Annotated in this window: 17 protein-coding genes; 7 read left to right on the top strand and 10 right to left on the bottom strand. The window is 68.2% G+C overall.

The genetic code is table 11. From position 1 onward, the window contains the following. Positions 1 to 66: 66 nt before the first annotated feature. Positions 67 to 1,533, bottom strand: a complete 1,467-nt coding sequence (locus OVA13_RS05985; RefSeq protein ID WP_267792883.1) for an amino acid permease — start codon at positions 1,531 to 1,533, stop codon at positions 67 to 69. 184 nt (positions 1,534 to 1,717) lie between these two features. On the opposite strand from OVA13_RS05985, the gene OVA13_RS05980 reads away from it, so the two are divergent. After that, positions 1,718 to 2,272, top strand: coding sequence for an NUDIX hydrolase (locus OVA13_RS05980; RefSeq protein WP_267792882.1), 555 nt, complete (start codon positions 1,718 to 1,720; stop codon positions 2,270 to 2,272). A gap of 30 nt (positions 2,273 to 2,302) precedes the next feature. Here OVA13_RS05980 and serA read toward each other — a convergent pair whose 3' ends face one another. Next, positions 2,303 to 3,544, bottom strand: a complete 1,242-nt coding sequence (serA, locus tag OVA13_RS05975) for a phosphoglycerate dehydrogenase (protein WP_267792881.1) — start codon at positions 3,542 to 3,544, stop codon at positions 2,303 to 2,305. A 222-nt stretch (positions 3,545 to 3,766) separates the two neighbouring features. Here serA and OVA13_RS05970 point away from each other — a divergent pair, with 222 nt between their 5' ends. The 3 genes from OVA13_RS05970 to OVA13_RS05960 all read left to right on the top strand — a co-directional run bounded on the left by OVA13_RS05970 (position 3,767) and on the right by OVA13_RS05960 (position 7,366). Next, on the top strand, positions 3,767 to 5,155 hold the full coding sequence (locus OVA13_RS05970; protein ID WP_267792880.1) for a D-2-hydroxyglutarate dehydrogenase: 1,389 nt from the start codon (positions 3,767 to 3,769) through the stop codon (positions 5,153 to 5,155). A 94-nt stretch (positions 5,156 to 5,249) separates the two neighbouring features. Beyond that, on the top strand, positions 5,250 to 5,549 hold the full coding sequence (locus OVA13_RS05965) for a DUF2388 domain-containing protein (protein ID WP_267792879.1): 300 nt from the start codon (positions 5,250 to 5,252) through the stop codon (positions 5,547 to 5,549). 35 nt (positions 5,550 to 5,584) lie between these two features. After that, positions 5,585 to 7,366: a DUF7844 domain-containing protein gene (locus OVA13_RS05960; protein WP_267792878.1), complete on the top strand. Its 1,782-nt coding sequence runs from the start codon at positions 5,585 to 5,587 to the stop codon at positions 7,364 to 7,366. A 5-nt stretch (positions 7,367 to 7,371) separates the two neighbouring features. On the opposite strand, the gene yeiP is transcribed toward OVA13_RS05960, so the two are convergent. From yeiP to OVA13_RS05920, 8 genes are all read right to left on the bottom strand, one after another. Further along, entirely contained in the window at positions 7,372 to 7,938 is a 567-nt protein-coding gene (gene yeiP / locus OVA13_RS05955) for an elongation factor P-like protein YeiP (RefSeq protein ID WP_267792877.1), read from the bottom strand. A gap of 95 nt (positions 7,939 to 8,033) precedes the next feature. Further along, the gene (locus OVA13_RS05950) at positions 8,034 to 8,804 is read right to left on the bottom strand and encodes an SDR family NAD(P)-dependent oxidoreductase (protein ID WP_267792876.1); all 771 of its coding nucleotides are present in this window, start codon (positions 8,802 to 8,804) and stop codon (positions 8,034 to 8,036) included. A 223-nt stretch (positions 8,805 to 9,027) separates the two neighbouring features. Beyond that, positions 9,028 to 11,625, bottom strand: a complete 2,598-nt coding sequence (locus OVA13_RS05945; RefSeq protein ID WP_267792875.1) for a sensor domain-containing protein — start codon at positions 11,623 to 11,625, stop codon at positions 9,028 to 9,030. After that, the gene (locus tag OVA13_RS05940) at positions 11,622 to 12,539 is read right to left on the bottom strand and encodes a hydroxymethylglutaryl-CoA lyase (RefSeq protein ID WP_267792874.1); all 918 of its coding nucleotides are present in this window, start codon (positions 12,537 to 12,539) and stop codon (positions 11,622 to 11,624) included. The genes OVA13_RS05945 and OVA13_RS05940 overlap by 4 nt, the downstream gene beginning before the upstream one ends. Beyond that, positions 12,536 to 13,153 carry a hypothetical protein gene (locus OVA13_RS05935; RefSeq protein ID WP_267792873.1) on the bottom strand — a complete coding sequence of 206 codons (618 nt, stop codon included), beginning with the start codon at positions 13,151 to 13,153 and terminating at the stop codon, positions 12,536 to 12,538. Before OVA13_RS05935 ends, OVA13_RS05940 begins: the two co-directional genes overlap by 4 nt. An 8-nt stretch (positions 13,154 to 13,161) precedes the next feature. Continuing rightward, positions 13,162 to 15,153 (bottom strand): acetyl/propionyl/methylcrotonyl-CoA carboxylase subunit alpha, encoded by a 1,992-nt coding sequence (locus OVA13_RS05930; protein WP_267792872.1) that lies wholly within the window; start codon positions 15,151 to 15,153, stop codon positions 13,162 to 13,164. Next, complete coding sequence (locus OVA13_RS05925) at positions 15,153 to 15,554, bottom strand: VOC family protein (protein ID WP_267792871.1); 402 nt, start codon at positions 15,552 to 15,554, stop codon at positions 15,153 to 15,155. Before OVA13_RS05925 ends, OVA13_RS05930 begins: the two co-directional genes overlap by 1 nt. Before the next feature lie 4 nt (positions 15,555 to 15,558). Next, the gene (locus OVA13_RS05920) at positions 15,559 to 16,362 is read right to left on the bottom strand and encodes an enoyl-CoA hydratase-related protein (RefSeq protein ID WP_267792870.1); all 804 of its coding nucleotides are present in this window, start codon (positions 16,360 to 16,362) and stop codon (positions 15,559 to 15,561) included. A 108-nt stretch (positions 16,363 to 16,470) separates the two neighbouring features. Between OVA13_RS05920 and OVA13_RS05915 the strand changes: the two genes are divergently transcribed. From OVA13_RS05915 to OVA13_RS05905, 3 genes are read left to right on the top strand one after another with little or no spacing between them, the layout of a single operon-like run. Beyond that, positions 16,471 to 16,719, top strand: coding sequence for a FeoA family protein (locus OVA13_RS05915; protein ID WP_267792869.1), 249 nt, complete (start codon positions 16,471 to 16,473; stop codon positions 16,717 to 16,719). Continuing rightward, a complete protein-coding gene (gene feoB, locus OVA13_RS05910; RefSeq protein ID WP_267792868.1) occupies positions 16,716 to 18,602 on the top strand; it encodes a ferrous iron transport protein B in 1,887 nt (628 codons plus the stop codon). The genes OVA13_RS05915 and feoB overlap by 4 nt, the downstream gene beginning before the upstream one ends. A 3-nt stretch (positions 18,603 to 18,605) precedes the next feature. Further along, positions 18,606 to 18,854: a DUF6587 family protein gene (locus tag OVA13_RS05905; RefSeq protein WP_267792867.1), complete on the top strand. Its 249-nt coding sequence runs from the start codon at positions 18,606 to 18,608 to the stop codon at positions 18,852 to 18,854. Positions 18,855 to 18,859: the final 5 nt, after the last annotated feature.

Raw genomic sequence — 18,859 nt, 5'->3', positions numbered from 1 at the left:
GTCGTCGGAGTGCGGGAAGGCAAAGAAAAACGGCTGGCCGAGGGGCCAGCCGTTGCAGATGGTGCGTCAGACCCGACGCAGTTTGCTGTGCCGGTAACCGTAGGCGAAGTAGATGATCATGCCCACGATGGTCCAGCCCACCATCAGGTGCCAGTGCTCCTGGAAGGGCTGCCAGAACAGATACAGACACGCGGCGGCGCCCAGCGGTGCGATCAGCCAGTAGAGCGGCACGCGGAACGGGCGCGGCAGGTCAGGGCGGGTGCGACGCAGCACCACGATGCCCACGCAGACCGTGGCGAACGCCAGCAGCGTGCCCATCGACACCAGCTCACCGAGCAGGCCGATCGGCAGGAAGCCGGCCAGCAGTGCGGCCAGCGCGCCGACGATGATCGTGCCCACGTACGGTGTCTGGAACTTCGGGTGGACCTTGGCCAGGAAGCGCGGCAGCAGGCCGTCCTTGGACATCGAATAGAAGATGCGCGGTTGCGCCATCAGCATGACCAGGATCACCGAGGTCAGGCCGGCGATGGCGCCGATTTCCACCGCGTACTTCAGCCAGTTGAGGCTGGCGTACTGCTCGAGTGCGGTCGCCACGGGCTTGGGCGTGGACAGCTGCGGATAGGGCAGCAGGCCGGTCAGCACGGCGGACACGATGATGTAGATGACGGTACAGATGGCCAGCGAGCCGAGGATGCCGATGGGCATGTCGCGCTGCGGGTTCCTGGCCTCGCCCGCGGCGGTGGAGACCGCGTCGAAGCCGATGTAGGAGAAGAACACCACGGCCGCGGCGCGCATCACGCCGTCCATGCCGAACTTGCCGGGGCCCTGGTTTTCAGGGATGAACGGCACCCAGTTGTCCGGGTTCACGTACTTGGCCGCGAACGCCACGAACAGCACGATCACGGTCACCTTGATCGCCACGACGATCGAGTTGACGAACGCGGACTGGGTGATGCCCACGTAGCACAGGCCGCTGACCGCCCCGATGATCGCCACGGCCGGCAGGTTGATCAGGCCGCCCGTGTAGACCAGGGCGCCGTCCACCACGTTCAGGGGAGCGGCCGCCAGCGATACCGGCAGGCCCATGCCGAAGTTGGTCAGGAAGCTGTTGAGGTAGCCGGACCAGCCCACGGCCACGGTGGCCGCGGCGAACATGTACTCCAGCACCAGGTTCCAGCCGATGAACCAGGCCACGAACTCGCCCAGGGTCGCGTAGGAATAGGAATAGGCGCTGCCGGACACCGGCAGCATCGCGGCGAACTCGGCGTAGCAGAGCCCCGCCAGCGCGCAGGCCACGCCGGCCAGGATGTAGCTCAGGATCACCGCCGGCCCGGCATGCTCGGCCGCTGCGTGGCCGCTGAGCACGAAGATGCCGGCGCCGATCACCGCGCCGACGCCCAGCAGTACCAGTTGTCTTGCCGTCAAAGTCCGTTTGAGGGTGGCTTCGCCGTCCAGGCTGCCCTCGAAGGGCTCACCGGCATCGATGTGTCCAGCCGGCGCGACCGGCTTGACCCTGAACAGAGCTTTGAGCATTCGCTGCATCCCCTTTGAAGACTGGCTGCCGGCAGGAAAGCCCTGCCGAATGGTGGAAACTGTCATGGGGATGGCCCCCACGGAAGGCCGTACCTTGCCAAAGCGCGCCAAGGAGCACAAGCGCGTATGCAGCATGGCGCGGGATAATGGCGGACCTTTTCGCACGCACCAGGAACGCCCGCCCATGCCAGCCATCGCCCCCGTCCTGCAGGAACAACTGGCCAGCTATCGCCGGCGCTGGCCCGGGGAAGCCGACGTGGTGGACCAGTTCGCGGCCCTGCTGGACGACCCGGCCGACCCGTTCATGCGGGAGCGGCTGGCGGGCCACCTGACCGGCGGCGCCTGGCTGGTCAGTGCCGACGGCAAGCGCACGCTGCTGACCCACCATCGCAAGCTGGGCCGCTGGCTGCAGCTCGGCGGGCATGCCGATGGCGACACCGACATGGCGCGCGTGGCATTGAAGGAAGCGGAAGAAGAGTCCGGCCTGGCCGACCTGCGGGTGGATGCGGAGGCGATCTTCGACCTCGACCGCCACTGGATACCGGAACGCAAGGATGTCCCCGGCCACTGGCATTACGACGTGCGTTACGTCGTGCACGCGACCGGCAGCGAGGCCTACGTGGTCAGCGAGGAATCCCTGGACCTGGCCTGGCGCGAGATCGCGCCGATCGCGGCGGAAGACGACGAATCGCTCAGTCGCATGGCACGCAAGTGGCTGGCGCTGAACGCCGATGCGTAGGGTGGGCCATGGCCCACCTTCTCCGGCGGATCAGTAAAGCACGCGCACCCGCAGCGTGCCCGGGATCGCCGCCATCGCTTCACGCAGGCTGGCGGTCTGCTCCTCGTCGGCGGTGACATCGATGACCACGTAGCCGACCTTGGCGTCGGTGCGCAGGAACTGGCCATCGATGTTGATGCCCAGGTCGCGGAAGATGTCGTTGATCTGCGACAGCACGCCGGGCACGTTGCGGTGGATGTGCAGGATGCGGCGGCTGCCTTCGTGGCCGGGCAGGGTGACTTCGGGGAAGTTCACCGCCGACAGCGTGCTGCCGTTGTCGCTGTAGCGCACCAGCTTGGCCGCCACTTCCACGCCGATGTTGTCCTGCGCCTCCAGCGTGCTGCCGCCGACGTGCGGGGTGAGGATGACGTTGTCCAGGCCGCGCAGGCGCGACTCGAAGGCATCGGCATTGCCCTTGGGCTCGACCGGGAACACGTCCACGGCCGCGCCGCCGACCTGGCCCGACGCCAGTGCATCAGCCAGCGCATCGATGTCCACCACCGTGCCGCGCGACGCATTGATCAGGTGCGCGCCGCGCTTCATCCGGGCGATCTGGGCCGCGCCGAACATGTCCTTGGTGGCCGCCGTCTCCGGCACGTGCAGGGTCACCACGTCGCTCAGTTCCAGCAGCTCGTCCAGGCTGCTGGCGGAGCGGGCATTGCCCAGCGACAGCTTGGTTTCGATGTCGTGGAAGACCACGTGCATGCCGATGGCCTCCGCCAGCACGCCGACCTGCGTGCCGATGTGGCCATAACCGATGATGCCCAGTGTCTTGCCGCGCGCCTCGTGGCTGCCGGCGGCCGACTTCGACCAGCCGCCGCGATGGCACTCGGCACTCTTCTGCGGCACGCCGCGCATCAGCATGATGGCCTCGGCGATCACCAGCTCCGCCACGCTGCGCGTGTTGGAGTAGGGGGCGTTGAACACCGGCACGCCGGCCAGTTCCGCCGCGTCCAGGTCCACCTGGTTGGTGCCGATGCAGAAGCAGCCCACCGCGATCAGGCGCCGCGCGTGCGACAGGACGTCGTCGGTCAGGTGCGTGCGCGAGCGGATGCCGACGATGTGCGCGTCGGCGATGCGGCGCTTCAGTTCCTCTTCGGGCAATGACTTTTCGTGGAACTCGATCTGCGAATAGCCGGCGGCCCGGAAAGTCTCCACGGCGGTCTGGCTGACTCCCTCCAGCAACAGCACGCGGATGTCCTGCTTCGGGTACGAGGTCTTCTTGATCGACATTGCGGAGAAGGGCGCAGTGGAAGTGGGGGCGGCCACTATGCCAGATGGCGCGTGCCGATGCTGCGGCGCGGAATGGAAAGCTGGGTTGCTGTGGGTCCGCTCCGTTGCGCCTGAAACCATCGACCACGCGCAGCCGCAATCCGTCCCGCTGCGCCGGCATGGCTTCTGGACGCCGCGCAGCATCGCTGGCACGCTGGGCGCCCCCCGCCATCCGCCCGTCCCATGACCGATCCGCGCCTGGATGCCCTGCTGCACGCCGTGCCCGCGCTGCGCCTGAAGACCGATCCCGCCGACCTGGAGCACTACGGTCGCGACTGGACCCGGCGCTGGGTGCCCGCGCCCCTGGCCATCGCGTTGCCGGCCAGCGTGGAGGAGGTGCAGGCGCTGGTGCGATGGGCCAACCAGCACCAGGTGGCCCTCGTGCCCTCCGGCGGCCGCACCGGCCTTTCCGGAGGCGCGGTGGCCGCGAACGGCGAACTGGTGGTGAGCCTGGAACGGATGAACCAGGCGCTCGACTTCAGTGCCGTCGACCGCACGCTAACCGTGCAGGCCGGCATGCCGCTGGAAGCGGTCCACAACGCGGCCCGCGAGCACGGCCTGGTCTATCCGGTCGATTTCGCCGCGCGCGGGTCGTGTTCCATCGGTGGCAACATCGCGACCAACGCCGGCGGCATCCGCGTGATCCGGTACGGCAACACGCGCGAATGGATCGCCGGGCTGAAAGTGGTGACGGGCACCGGGGAGTTGCTGGAGCTCAACCGCGGCCTGATCAAGAACTCCAGCGGCTACGACCTGCGCCACCTGCTGATCGCCTCGGAAGGCACGCTGGGGATCGTGGTCGAGGCCACCGTCCGCCTGACCGATCCGCCGCCGCCGACCAACGTCATGTTGCTGGCCTTGCCGTCGTTCGACGTGCTGATGCAGGTGTTCGCGGCATTCCGCGAGCGGCTGCAGCTGGAGGCGTTCGAATTCTTCACCGACCACGCGCTGCAGCATGTGCTGGCCCACGGCGCGCAGAAGCCGTTCGACGAGGTGCACCCGTACTATGTGGTCACCGAATTCGCGATCGGCGACGAGGCGAAGGAGGCTGCCGCCATGGCGGCGTTCGAAGCGTGCATGGAGCAGGGTTGGGTCAGCGACGGCGTGATCAGCCAGTCCGATGCCCAGGCCGCGCAACTGTGGCGCCTGCGCGAAGGCATCACCGAGGCACTGGCGCGCTACAAGCCCTACAAGAATGACGTGTCGGTGCGCATTTCCGCCATGCCGGCGTTCCTGGCGGAAACGCAGGCGCTGCTGGCGGACGCGTATCCGCATTTCGACGTGGTCTGGTTCGGCCACATCGGCGACGGCAACCTGCACATCAACGTGTTGAAGCCCGACGACGTGGGCGATGCCGACTTCGTCACCCAGTGCGAGCAGGTGACCAAGCTGCTGGCCGCGTCGCTGCAGCGCCACCGCGGCAGCATCTCCGCCGAGCATGGCATCGGCCTGGTCAAGAAGGGCTATCTGGAAAGCACCCGCAGTGCCGAGGAGATCGCCGTGATGCGTGGCATCAAGCAGGTGCTGGACCCCAACGGGCTGATGAATCCCGGCAAGCTGTTCGATGCCTGAGGGGTGACGCAGGTTCATCCTGCGGCCTGCGTTTGCAGGTAGTCTTTGCGCACCGCGCCGGCCACCGGCGTCCACGCCCCCGATGGAAACAATCATGCCCCGTCTGATCCTTGCCGGCGTCCTGCTGGCGCTCTCCGTTCCGGCGCTTGCCGGCAGTTTCGCCGGCAGTTCGGCCGGTGCGTCGTCCGCGGGTTCGTCCGCGTCATCCGGCAGTTCCTCCGGCGACGACAAGATCGTGCTGCAGGCTCGCGAAGACGCGGCCAGCTTTGTCGCCAGCAACGGCCGCATCCGCGGTGCCCAGCTGGAAGCCGCGCTGCGTCACCTGCGCGAGACCGACGAGGCCGCGCGCCGTGCCACCGACATGCAGTTGGCACAGGCCATCCTGGCGCGCTGATGTTCCTGCGTCGGCCCTGGAGCCGGCGCGTGCGCGTGGCCCTTGCATGCTTGCTGCTGGGCCATGCGATACCGGCATGTGCTCTCAGCGTGGATGCCTCCGGGCTGGATGAGGAACAGGTCTCAGCCACGCGCACGCTGGTCGACGATGTCCTGCCACGCTTGCCGCGCGTGTGGCGCGACGGTCTGCCGCCCGATCTGGTGCTGCACTGGACCGATCTCCCGCATGACGTGCAGGGTCGCCGCGTCGGGCGGCAGATACTGCTCGATCGTGCCTTGCTGGCCGAATGGCAGGCGGTCGATCCCTCGGCGGTGGCTGGTACGCGCGCGCTTGCGGTCCGCAAGGCGCTGGTCCACGAACTCGCGCACGCCTACGACCGTGCGCATGGCAATGTGCTGTCGGGCGATGCGCGCCTGCGTGACCTGGCCGGCTGGCAGCGCAGCGTGTTCCGCGTGGCGGGCCGGCGAAGCCGCAACGATTTCAGCACCCGCAGTCCCGACCGCTACGAACTGGCGCGTCCGTCGGAATTCGTCGCGGTGAACCTGGAGCATTACGTGCTCGACGCCGACTACGCGTGCCGGCGCCCAGCGTTACACCGCCATTTCGCCGCGCACTTCCACGAACCGATCGCCGCCGAATGCGCGCCCGGCCTGCCGTTCCTGGAAGCCGACGCCGCGCGTGGCGATGCGTCGCTGCTGGCGCTGGATCCGGCGCGCGTCTACCAGGTGGACTACCTGCTGGCCGAAGGCAACACCCAGGCGATGAGCCGCTGGGGCCACAGCATGCTGAGACTGGTGGTCTGCGCGCCGGGACGCCCCCCTGGCCCTGACTGCCGCTTGGATCTCGCCCACCATCGCGTGCTGTCGTTCCGCGCGTTCGTCGGCGACGTGCAGATCTCCGGCTGGCGCGGATTGACCGGTTCATACCCGTCGAGATTGTTCCTGCTGCCGCTGGACCAGGTGATCGAGGAGTACACGAAGGTCGAGCTGCGCGGCCTGCAGTCCGTTCCTTTGCAGCTGCAGCGCGAGGATATCGCTTCCCTGCTCGAGCGCGCCGCGCAACTCCACTGGAGCTACGACGGGCGCTACTACTTCATCAGCAACAACTGCGCCGTGGAGACCTGGAAGCTGCTGCACGATGGCGTGCCGCGGCTGGCAGGCGCGCCGTTGGCAAGCATCACGCCCACGGGACTGTTGCGGAACCTGGAACAGGCAGGTATCGCCGACCGCAGCCCCCTGGTGGATGCAGACGAAGCCCGTCGCCTCGGGTACTACTTCGAGCCGATGAGCGCGCGGTACGACGCCTTGTTCGAGGTCGCGCGCGTCGCGCTGGCCTTGCCGCAGCGCGACGCGCAGGCCTGGCTGGCACTGCCACCCGGAACCCGCGCGACCTGGTTGGCGCATGCCGACCTGAAGGCCAGTGCGGCCTTGCTGGTGCTGGAAAACGCCGCCCTGCGCCGGCAGCAGCTGCTGTTGCGCGACGAACTGAAGCGGCGCTACCTGGGCCGCGACGTGCCCGAGGAGGCGGCGAACGCCGTGCAGGCGTTGAGAGCTTGGCTGGGTGATACCAGCTTCGTCAGCCGGCCCGCGGAACTTGCACCGGAAGGCTACGGGTTGCCGCAGTCAGGGGAACGCGAGCGTATTGCCGCGGACGCGCAGGCGAGGGTAGTGCGGCTGCGCCAGGACGATGCTGCTCTGCGCGCGAGCCTGGAGTGCTGGCTTCCGCGGGACCAGCGAGATGCCCTGCGCGGCATCCAGGCGAATGTCGATGCCATCGGAGCACGCCTGCGGGCGTTGGCCGCCGCAGGCGCGTCCTAGCGGAATCAGTCCGCACGACCGCCGAATTCGCCGGTGGTCGTGTTGACCAGGATGCGTTCGCCGTTGGTGATGTACTCCGGCACCATGATCTCGATGCCGGTGCTGAGCTTGGCCGGCTTCGGGCGCTTGGTGGCGGTGCCGCCCTTCAATTCCGGCGGCGTCTCCACCACTTCCAGCGTCACGTGCTGCGGCAGCTGCAGGGCCACCGGCATTTCGTCGATCACCTGTACGTAGCAGCCGGTCAGGCCCTCGGTGATGTAGCCGGCGTCGTCGCCGATGACGTTGGCGTCCAGCGTGTAGGGCGTGTAGTCCTCGTCGTCGAGGAAGACGAACGCATCGCCGTCCATGTACGAGAACGTCGCCTGCCGGCGCAGCAGTTCGACTTCCGGCAGGTTGTCGTCGGCATCGAAGCTGGCGTCCAGCTTGTTGCCGCCCGGCACGCTGTACATGATGAAGCGGAAACGCACGTTGCCGCCGCGGCCCTGCGGCGAGCTGCGCTCGATGTCGCGGATCTGGTACACGTTGCCGTTGTGTTCGACGACGTTGCCTTTCTTGATGTCGAAAGCTTTCATGGTGATGGTGGCTGAGTGGTGATCGGGTGGGGTGGCGTGAGCATCCGGGAACGCGATTCTTGCGAATCACCGCTCACGAATGACGAATCACGGCGTTACTTGGGAGCGAGCCGCACTGCGCCGTCGAGGCGGATGGTTTCGCCGTTGAGGTAGGTATTGCCGAGGATGTAGGCCACCAGGTCCGCGAACTCCTCCGGCTTGCCCAGGCGGGACGGGAACGGGATGGAGGCGCTGAGCGACTGCTGCACGGCTTCCGGCATGCCGTCGACCATCGGCGTCCAGAAGATGCCCGGCGCCACGGTCATCACGCGGATGCCGAAGCGGGCCAGTTCGCGCGCCATCGGCAGCGTCATGCCGACCACGCCGCCCTTCGAGGCCGAATACGCGGCCTGGCCGATCTGCCCTTCGTATGCGGCCACGCTGGCGGTGTTGACGATCACGCCGCGCTCGCCGGCGCCGTTGGGCGCGTTGTGCTGCATGAGGTCGGCCGCGGCCTTGGCCACGTTGAAGCTGCCCACCAGGTTGACCAGCACCGTGGTCTGGAAGGTGGCCAGCGGCATCGGTGCTTCCTTGCCCAGTACGCGACCCGCGCCGAGGATGCCCGCGCAGTTGATGGCCGCGTTGAGGCCGCCCATGAACGCCTGCGCCGCCGCCATGTTGGCGGCCACGCCGGCTTCGTCGGTCACGTCGGTGCGGAAATAACGGGCATGGCCTTCACCAAGTGCCGCAACAGCCGCCGCACCCTTGTCGTCGTTGACGTCGAACAGGGCGACCTTGCCGCCATGGGCCACGAGGTGCTGGGCCACGGCCAGGCCAAGGCCGGAAACGCCGCCGGTGATGACGGCGCGGGTATCGGAAAGCTGCATGCGGTGAACCTGCGGCGGGAAAGCGGGCATTTTACGCGATGGCGGGGGGCAGGACGCCATGGCTTCCCTTGTAGGAGCGACGTGAGTCGCGACCGGCTCCGGCCGCTGTTCCAACACCCCTTCGTTCGCCTTGCCGGCGCGTTGCGACGCGTTCTTCATCGTCACACCCGGGGCTCAGCGCGGCGCGGTCGCGACTCACGTCGCTCCTACAAGGGGCAACGAATCAGGCGTGCAGCACGCGCTCCATCGGCGTGTCGGCCAGCCGGCGCGCGAACTCATCGGGGGACAGGCCCGGCGCGAACAGGAAGCCCTGGCCCACCGGCACGCCCAGCTGCAGCAGGAACTGGCGCTGCGCTTCCGACTCCACGCCCTCGGCGACCAGCCCCAGGCCCAGGCTGCGCGCGATGGCGGAGACGGCCTGACAGACCGCGACATCGGAACGATTGTTCGGCACGCCTTCGGTGAACAGCGGGCTGAGCTTCAAGCCGTGGATGGGCAGGCGGCGCAGGTAGTTGAGCGCGCTGTAGCCTTCGCCGAAATCGTCGATGGTCAGCAGCACGCCCAGCTGGCGCAGGTCGGCGAACGTGCGCAGGGTGGCGGGCGCATCCTCGATCAGCACCCGCTCGGTGAACTCCAGCTCCAGCGCGCTGCCGGGCAGGTCGAACTCGCCCAGGATCGTACGGACCATGTCGGCCAGGTCGTCCCCCGCGAACTGGCGGTAGGACACGTTGACCGCCACGCGGACGATGCCCAGCCCCAGGTCGCGCCACGCCGCCACCTGCCGGCAGGCCTCGCGCAGCACCCAGCTGCCGATGCGCACGATGTCGCCGGTGGTTTCCGCGTGGCTGATGAAGAGATCCGGACGCAGTTCGCCCAGCTGGTGGTTCTGCCAGCGGATCAGCGCTTCGGCAGCGATCACGCGGCCGTTGCGAAGGTCCACCTGGGGCTGGTAGACCAGCCGGAATTCGTCGTTGTCCACCGCGCGGCGCAGCTGGGTCTCGATCTGCAGGCGGTCCTGCTGGCGCTGCGCCAGTTCCTGGCTGAAGGTCTGCCAGCCGTTGCGCGCACGGTGCTTGCTGTCGTACATCGCGATGTCGGCGTTCTGGATGAGCTGCTGCGGCCGCTGCCCGTCGCGCGGCGCCACGGCCAGGCCGATGCTGGCGGTGATGGCGAACTCGTCCTTGCCGAACCGGAACGAATCAGCGAAGGCCCCCAGCACCGCATGCGCAAGGTCCTCCGGCCGGCGCGGATCATCCCCGGCGTCGCAGATCACCAGGAACTCGTCGCCGCCGAAGCGCGCGATCATGCCCTCGGTGCCCACCGCGCCACGGATGCGGTCCGACGCCTGCACCAGCAGTTCGTCCCCGGCGTTGTGGCCCAGCACGTCGTTGACCATCTTGAAGCGATCCAGGTCGATGTAGAGCACGGCGACGCGTTCGCGCTCGGGGTCGCCCAGGCGCGCGCCCAGCTCGGTCAGCACCGCATCGCGGTTCATCAGGCCCGTCAGCGGGTCGGTACGCGCCTGGATGCGCAGGGTTTCCTCGGCCTGCTTGTCCTGCGAGATGTCCTGCATGGTGCCGGTGATGCGCGAGGCGCCGGGGTCGCCCGGTTCGGCATCGCCGATCACACGGATCCAGAACCCATGGCCGTCGGCCTGGCTGCCCTGCAGTTCCAGGTCGAACCCGGTACCGCCGGCAGTGACCAGCTGCAGGGCCGTGCGCAGGCGGCGCCGATCCGGTTCGCGCAGGCAGAGCAGCACGGCCTCCAGCGTTTCCAGCGGGCGCGCGGCGCCGAGGATGCGCTGTGCCTCGTCGGTCAGGTACATGCGGTCGCGCACGATGTCCCATTCCCAGCCGCCGATGTGCGCCAGCGATTGCGCACGGTCGAACAGCGCGCTGTCGCGCTTGAGTTCGGTGACGTCGCTGAAGAGGGTGGTCACCTGCGAAGGCACGCTGGCGCCGGGCGCGAACTGCGGCACCGAGGTGGCGGTCAGCCAGATCAGCTGCTTCTTTTCGCGGTGGTACATGCCCAGCAGCACGCTTTCCACCATGTGGCCGCTGTCCAGCGCCCGCTGCGCCGGCAGTTCATGGCGGGCCATCTCGCGTCCGTCCTCGTCGACGATATGCCAGCGGTCCAGCGCGAGTTCCTGGTCCACGCGCTGGTCCTCGCGGATGCCGAAGATGCGCATGGCCGCGCCGTTGCAGTACTGGATGCCCAGCTCGCGGTCGTGCACCACGATGCCCTTGTCCAGCGTCTCCATCAGTTCGCGGTAGCGCAGTTCGGCCTCGCGGCGACTGCTGATGTCGCGTGCGACCGCGACGATGCTCTTGCGTCCGTCGAAGGTGATGTTGGCGGAGTGCACTTCCACCGGGAACCGCGTGCCATCGCCACGCATGTTGGTGACCTCGATGACGTAGGTCTCGCCGCGGTTCAATGTTTCCCAGACCGGCACCAGGTGATCGCGCGGCAGGTCGGGGTTGAGGACGTTGATGTTGTTGCCGACGATCTCGTCGCGCGGCCGGCGATAGGCCTGCATGCCGGCCTTGTTGAGATCCAGCACCGTGCCGTCCTCGGCGATGATGCTGACGGGGTCGGGCACGGCGTCGAACAGGTTGCGGTAGCGCTCGCCTTCGGTGGTGGCCTCGTGCTGCTTGGCCAGCAGCGCATCGCGCGCCTGCAGCAGCAGGGTGCGTTGCGCCGGCGGCGTGGACGGGTCCTGCGCGCTCCGTTCGAGCGCGGCCAGCAGCGTCGCCAGATCGGGGGCGTCGGTCGCGTCGCGACCGTTTGCCATGCCGTCATCAGGCGCGCTGCGCGTGTTCATGTCGTCGCCATCGCCTTGCCGACGCGGCTACCGGTCTCCCTGCCGAGCCGCGCGGCGAGCCAGCGGCCGGTCTCGGCAAGGGCAGGCAGGTCCACGCCGGTCCGCATGCCCAGGCCGTGCAGCAGGTACACCACGTCCTCGCTGGCGACGTTGCCGCTGGCGCCCTTGGCATAGGGACAGCCGCCCGCGCCGGATACCGCCGAATCGACCACCCGCACGCCCACCTCCAGGCAGGCCAGCAGGTTGGCCAGCGCTTGGCCGTAGGTGTCGTGGAAGTGGACCGCCAAGGCGGGCAGCGGGACTTCGCCAGCGACCGCCTGCAGCATGGCGGCGGCCTTGCGCGGCGTGCCCACGCCGATGGTGTCGCCCAGCGAGATCTCGTAACAGCCCATCGCGTGCAGGGTCTTCGCCACGCGCACCACATCGGCCACCGGCACGTCGCCCTGGTAGGGGCAGCCCAGCACGGTGGAAACGTAGCCGCGCACCTTGACGCCGTCGGCGGCGGCGCGCTCCAGCACCGGGCGGAAGCGTTCGATGGATTCGTCGATGCCGGCGTTGATGTTCTTGCGGTTGAAGGCTTCCGAGGCCGCCGTGAAGACCGCCACTTCCTGCACGCCCACCGCGCGTGCGCGCTCGTACCCTTTCTCGTTGGGCACCAGGACCGGATACGCGATTCCCGGCCGACGGTCGATCGTCGCGAACACGTCCGCGGCGTCGGCCAGCTGCGGCACCCATGCCGGGCTGACGAAACTGGTCGCCTCGATGCTCAGCAGTCCGGTGTCGGAGAGACGATTGATCAGCGCGACCTTGTCGGCGGTACCGACGTGGGTCTTCTCGTTCTGCAGGCCGTCGCGGGGGCCCACCTCGACGATGCGGACGAAATCGCCATCGGCCGCCGACAGGAGCGCGCTCATCGCAGTTCCCCGGCGGTCGCGCGCCGCATGCGCAGGGTCTTGTCCTTGCCGCCGAACTCGTCGAACAGGTCCGGATTGGCCGCCAGCAGCGCCTGCAGCTTCTTCGGGCCGCCTTCGAACAGGTAGGTGCTGGTGTCCGTCTCGCGCGCCTTCAGCGTACCCTGCTCGATGCGCTGCATGACCTGCACGACATCGAGCATGGCGATTTCCAGCTCGTCGCCGCGGATGCGGTACTTGATCAGGGTGACGGCGCTTGCGGGCATGCCCTTGGATGCGGTGGGTGGCGTCTGCGCGCTGGCGGCGAACAGGCCATCCAGTTCCTTGAAACCGAGCGCCAGGTACCGCTGGCCGTCGAGCGTGAAACCGAGCGCATCGAATTCCGGTTGCGCGGTCTTGGCACTGTCCCGCAGGCGCACGTGGCACTGCGCATCCACGTCCGCATGGTCATCCTTGCCCAGCGGCACCTTGTCCTGCGGGCTGTCCGGCAGGGGGATCCAGCGTCCGACCAGGTCGGCGTCGCAGGTCAATGGCGCCGGGGGCTGGGCGAACATCACGCAGCCGGTCAACGATCCTATCGCCAGCAGCAGTAAGGCGACGTGGGGCAGGGCCGTCATGGCGGACCTCACTCCAGCGTGACCAGAATGGCATCGGCTTCGACGAAGTCGCCGGCGCTGGCGCGCACGTCGGCCACCACGCCATCGCGCGGTGCCCTGACGGCCAGCTCCATCTTCATCGCTTCCATCACCAGCAGCTCCTGTCCCGCGGTCACCCCATCGCCCGGTCGCGCTTTCACCAGCACCACGCGTCCTGGCATGGGTGCGACGATGCGGCCGTCGCCACTCCCTTCACTGCCGTGGGTGCGCCGGTATACCGGCACTTTCTCCACCGTCAGCCGGCGTTCCCCGTCATGCAGCACCACGCGCGAACCATGATGCTGGACGCGGAACTGCCGCGCCTGTTCATTGATACGCAAACTGAGCACGTCGCCGGTCAGCCTGGCGCCGCGCACGTCATGGCGCGTGCCGTCGAGTTCGAGCGTGTAATGCCCGGCACTGCCCTGGGCCTGCACCGCCACGGTGTCGCCGCGGTGCTGGAATGCCAGCGGGCGTTGGCCGGCGTGGCCCAGTCGCCAGCCGTCGGCGATCGCCCAGGGCGAGGTGGGGTCGGGGGACATGGCTGCCTGTTGCCGGGCGTCCGTTTCCTGCTGGAGCAGCGCCGCCGCGGCCGCGGCCACCAGCAGCGATGCGTCGACCTGGTCCGATGGCATGAACTCGTCCAGATGACGGTCCAGGTAGCCGGTGTCGATGGTGCCGTCGACGATGGCGGGGTGCCGGGCGAGCTGCTCCAGGAAACCGATGTTCGACTTGGGACCGGCGATGTCGCAAGCGGCCAGCGCGTCCCGCAACCGCGCCAGCGCACGCGGCCGATCCTCGTCCCACACGATCAGCTTGGCGATCATCGGATCGTAGAAGATGGTCACGGTGTCACCTTCCACCACGCCGGAGTCGATGCGCACGTGCGGGGAGGGCGAGGGCAGCGCCAGCCTGTCGAGCCTGCCGGAACCGGGCAGGAAGCCCGCCTCGGGGTCTTCCGCGTACAGCCGCACTTCGATGGCGTGGCCGCGCTGCGGCACGTCGGCCTGCGCGAGCGGCAACGGTTCACCCGCCGCCACGCGCAGTTGCCATTCCACCAGGTCCAGCCCGGTGGTCAGTTCGGTGACCGGATGTTCCACCTGCAGGCGCGTGTTGATCTCCATGAAATAGAACTGCCCGGCCGGGTCGACGATGAACTCCACCGTGCCCGCATTGGCATAGTCGATCGCCTGCGCCGCCTTCACCGCGGCGTCGCCCATGGCCGCGCGCAGCGCGGGTGTCAGGAACGGCGACGGCGATTCTTCCAGCACCTTCTGGTAGCGGCGCTGCGCCGAGCATTCCCGCTCGTTGAGATGCAGCGTGTTGCCCTGCGTGTCCGCGAACACCTGGATCTCGATGTGCCGCGGCGACTGCACGTAACGTTCCAGCAGCACGCGGTCGCGGCCGAAGGCATTGGCGGCTTCGCGCTGGCAGCTTTCCAGTTGCCCGATGAATTCCTCCAGCCGGTGCACGATGCGCATGCCCTTGCCGCCGCCGCCGTGCGCGGCCTTGATCATCAGCGGGAAGCCGATGCGCGCCGCTTCGCGGGACAGCGTGTTGGGCGACTGGTCGTCGCCGGTATAGCCCGGCACCACCGGCACGCCGGCGGCGGCCATGAGGTCCTTGGCGCCGGCCTTGCTGCCCATCTTGCGCATCGAGGTGCCGCTGGGGCCGATGAAGGCGAGCCCGGCCGCAGCGACGGCATCGGCGAAGTCGGCGTTCTCGGACAGGAAGCCGTAGCCGGGATGGATGGCCTGCGCGCCGCTCTGTTTCGCCACCGCCAGGATGGCATCGCCGCGCAGGTAGCTTTCCTGCGGTCGCGGACCGCCGATCGGGTAGGCCTCATCGGCCTGGCGCACATGCTGGGCGTCGGCATCGGCCTCGGAATACACCGCCACCGTGCGGATGCCCAGGCGACGGCAGGTGCGGATGACGCGGCAGGCGATTTCGCCGCGGTTGGCAATCAGGATCTTGGAGAACATCAGGGCTGGGCATCCGCGGGAAGGTGGCACACGGCTTCGACGTTGTTGCCGTCGGGATCGATGACGAAGGCGCCGTAGTAGTCGGGGTGGTAGTGCGGCCGCAGGCCGGGCGCACCGTTGTCCTGTGCGCCGGCGGCGAGGGCGGCTGCATGGAAGGCATCCACCTGGGCTCGCGTCTGCGCGGTGAAGGCGATGTGCATCCCGCGCCCGGGCGTGCCGCCGCCTTTGCCCACCCAGAAGTGGGGGCGGCTGGGCGGACCGAAACCACACCCCTCATAACCGCCGGTCATCTCGCGGGTCACTTCCATCACCACGCCATAGCCCAGCGGCGCCAGCACGTGCGAATAGAACGCCCGGCTGCGGGCGTAGTCGCTGACATCGAATCCCAGGTGGTCGATCACGTCGCTACTCCTTGGTGGTCCAGGCGGGCGGCCGCTTGTCGAGGAAGGCGGACAGGCCTTCCTGGCCTTCGGCGGAAACGCGTAGCCCCGCGATCAGCGCCGCATTGTCGGCCTCCATCGCCGCGCGGTCCGTCTGCGCGGCAACGCGGGAAACGAGTTGCTTGGCGGTCGCGGCGGCGACCGGACCGGCCTTCAGCAGCAGCGCGAGCTGGCGCTCCACGGCCTCGTCCAGCTGGTCTGCCGGCACCACCTGGTGCAGCAGTCCGATCTGCAGGGCGGTCGACGCATCGAAGATCTCCGCCGTGGCGAACCACCGCCGTGCCTGCCGGGCACCGATGGCGGCGATGACGTACGGCGAGATCACTGCCGGCAACAGTCCCAGCCTGCTTTCGGTCAGGCCGAACTTCGCTTCCGGCACGCCGATGGCGATGTCGCAGCACGCCACCAGGCCGACGCCGCCGCCGAAAGCCGCGCCATGCACGCGCGCCACCGTCGGCTTGGGCAATTCATCCAGCGTCCGCATCAGGCGGGCGAGGGCGAGGGCGTCGTCGCGATTCTCCGCCTCGCTGGCGCGGGCCATGCCGCGCATCCAGTTCAGGTCAGCCCCGGCGGAAAACGAAGCGCCACTTCCCTCCAGCACCACGGCGCGCACGCCGGGATCGGCCCCGATAGCCTCCAGCGCCGCGGTCAGCGCGGCGATCAGGCCGGCGTCGAAGGCATTGTGGAGTGCCGGGCGATCCAGGCGGATGCGTGCCACGGAGCCCGTGCGGGCCAGCACGAGGGGGTGTTCCTGCGGTGATTCCGCCATTCCGGCCATTCCTTGCAAAGTCGCTGAATGATAGCGGCACAGTGCGTTGCGGCCGTCGTGCACTGCGGCGATGCTACAATGAGAATAGTTCGCATTTGAGAGCCGTCCGTGATCCTGACCGAATTGCCCTGGCGCACGCCTGCCATCGTGGAATCCGTGGAGGACCACGGTCCGCAGGACAACATCGCGCGCCGGCTTCGCGAGCTGGGCTTCGTCAATGGCGAGGAAGTGGAAGTGGTCGCCAAGGGCCCGGTGGGCGCCGAGCCCCTGCTGGTGCAGGTGGGTTTCACCCGCTTCGCGCTGCGCCGTGCCGAAGCCGCGCGCGTGCGTTTGCGGACCGATGGAGCGGCTGCATGAGTGCCGAGGCATCCCCGTTGCGACTGGCCCTGGTGGGCAACCCCAATTGCGGCAAGACGGCGCTGTTCAACCAGCTGACCGGCAGCCGGCAGAAGGTCGCCAACTACGCCGGCGTGACGGTCGAGCGCAAGGAAGGCCGGCTGCACTCGGCCGCGTCGGGCCGCCACTATGCCTTGCTGGACCTGCCGGGCGCCTACAGCCTGCACGCCGCCAGCCTGGACGAGGCCGTCACGCGCGACGTTTGCCGCGGCTTCTATCCGGGCGAGCCCGCGCCCGACGTGCTGGTGTGCGTGGTCGATGCGACCAACCTGCGCCTGCACCTGCGTTTCGCGCTGGAAGTACGCGAGCTGGGCAAGCCGATGATCCTGGCGGTCAACATGATGGATGCGGCCCTGCGCCGTGGCATCGCCATCGATCTGGCTGCGCTGGAAAAGGAACTCGGCGTGCCGGTGGTGGAGACCGTGGCGGTCAAGCACAACGGCGCGCGCGGGCTGGTCGAACAGATCGACCGCATGGCCACGCAGCCACACGCACCCAGGGTGTTGCTGGGCAATACCGCCGCACCGGGCGCGGACCCGGCGCAGGCGCTGCACGCCGAAACCCGTCGCCTGCTGTCGCTGGCAGTGACCATGCCCACCCGCACGGCGAAGATCGACGACGCACTGGACCGTTGGCTGCTGCATCCGGTCGTCGGCCTGCTGGCACTGGCCGTGGTGATGTTCCTGATCTTCCAGGCGGTGTATGCGTGGGCTACGCCGCTGATGGACCTGATCGAAGCAGGCACCGGCGCGCTGGGCGCATGGGCGGGCGGCCTGTTGCCGGAAGGGCCGCTCAACAGCCTGCTGGTGGACGGCATCATCGCCGGCCTTGGCGGCGTGGTGGTGTTCCTGCCGCAGATCCTCATCCTGTTCGCCTTCATCCTGGCGCTGGAAGAGAGCGGTTATCTGCCGCGTGCTGCGTTCCTGCTGGATCGCCTGATGGCATCGGCGGGCCTGTCGGGTCGCTCCTTCATCCCGCTGCTGTCCAGTTTCGCCTGCGCCATCCCCGGCATCATGGCCACGCGCAGCATCCAGGATCCACGTGATCGTCTGGCGACGATCCTGGTGGCGCCACTGATGACCTGTTCGGCGCGCCTGCCGGTGTATGCCTTGCTGATCGGTGCGTTCATTCCGCAGAAGACCGTGTGGGGCGTCTTCAACCAGCAGGGACTGGTGCTGTTCGGCCTGTATGCGGCCGGTATCGTCAGTGCGCTGATCGTGTCCTGGGTGATGAAGAAATGGCGGCGCGACAAGAGCGAGCACGCGCTGCTGCTGGAACTCCCTTCCTACCGCATTCCGCATCCCCGCGACCTGCTGATCGGGTTGTGGGAGCGCGCGATGATCTTCCTGAAGCGCGTCGGCGGCATCATCCTGGCGCTGACCATCCTGCTGTGGTTCCTGCTCAATTTCCCCGCTGCGCCCGTCGATGCGGTGGGGCCTGCCATCGACTACAGCTTCGCCGGTCGCATCGGGCACGCCATGGCGGTCTTCTTCTCGCCGCTGGGGTTCAACTGGCAGATCTGCATCGCGCTGATCCCCGGCCTGGCCGCGCGCGAAGTGGCGGTGTCTTCGCTGGCGACGATCTACGCGCTGTCCGCAGCCGACGACGATGCCGCCATCCAGGCGCTGACGCCGGTCATCAGCGACGGCTGGTCGCTGGCCACCGCGCTGTCATTGCTCGTCTGGTTCATCTACGCGCCGATGTGCCTCTCCACGCTGGCCACGATCAAGCGCGAGACCAACTCGTGGAAGCAGATGGGCTTCGCGACGTTCTATCTGTTCGCGCTGGCGTACCTGGCGTCGTTGGTGACATACCAGGTAGCCAGCGCCCTGGGTGCCGGCTGAGCCATGGACGCTTCGCTCACCCTGCAATACGCCGTCATCGCGATCCTGGTGCTGGCCAGCGTGTGGGTGGTGCTGAAGAAGCAGTTTCCCGGACCGCTGCGCAAGGCGCGGATCGCGCTCGCACTGCCGCTTCTGCGCGAAGGTAGGGCGAACTGGCAGCACGTACTGGGTCGGTTGATCGCACCCGCTGGCAGCCTGGTGAACGGCCGGCTCGCCGGCAAGGACTGTGGCAGCTGCGATGGGTGTGGTTGAGAGGG

This window comes from Pseudoxanthomonas sp. SL93 (assembly GCF_026625825.1).
In the GTDB taxonomy this organism is placed as follows: Bacteria; Pseudomonadota; Gammaproteobacteria; order Xanthomonadales; family Xanthomonadaceae; genus Pseudoxanthomonas_A.
This window is presented reverse-complemented; position numbering and strand designations above follow the sequence as displayed.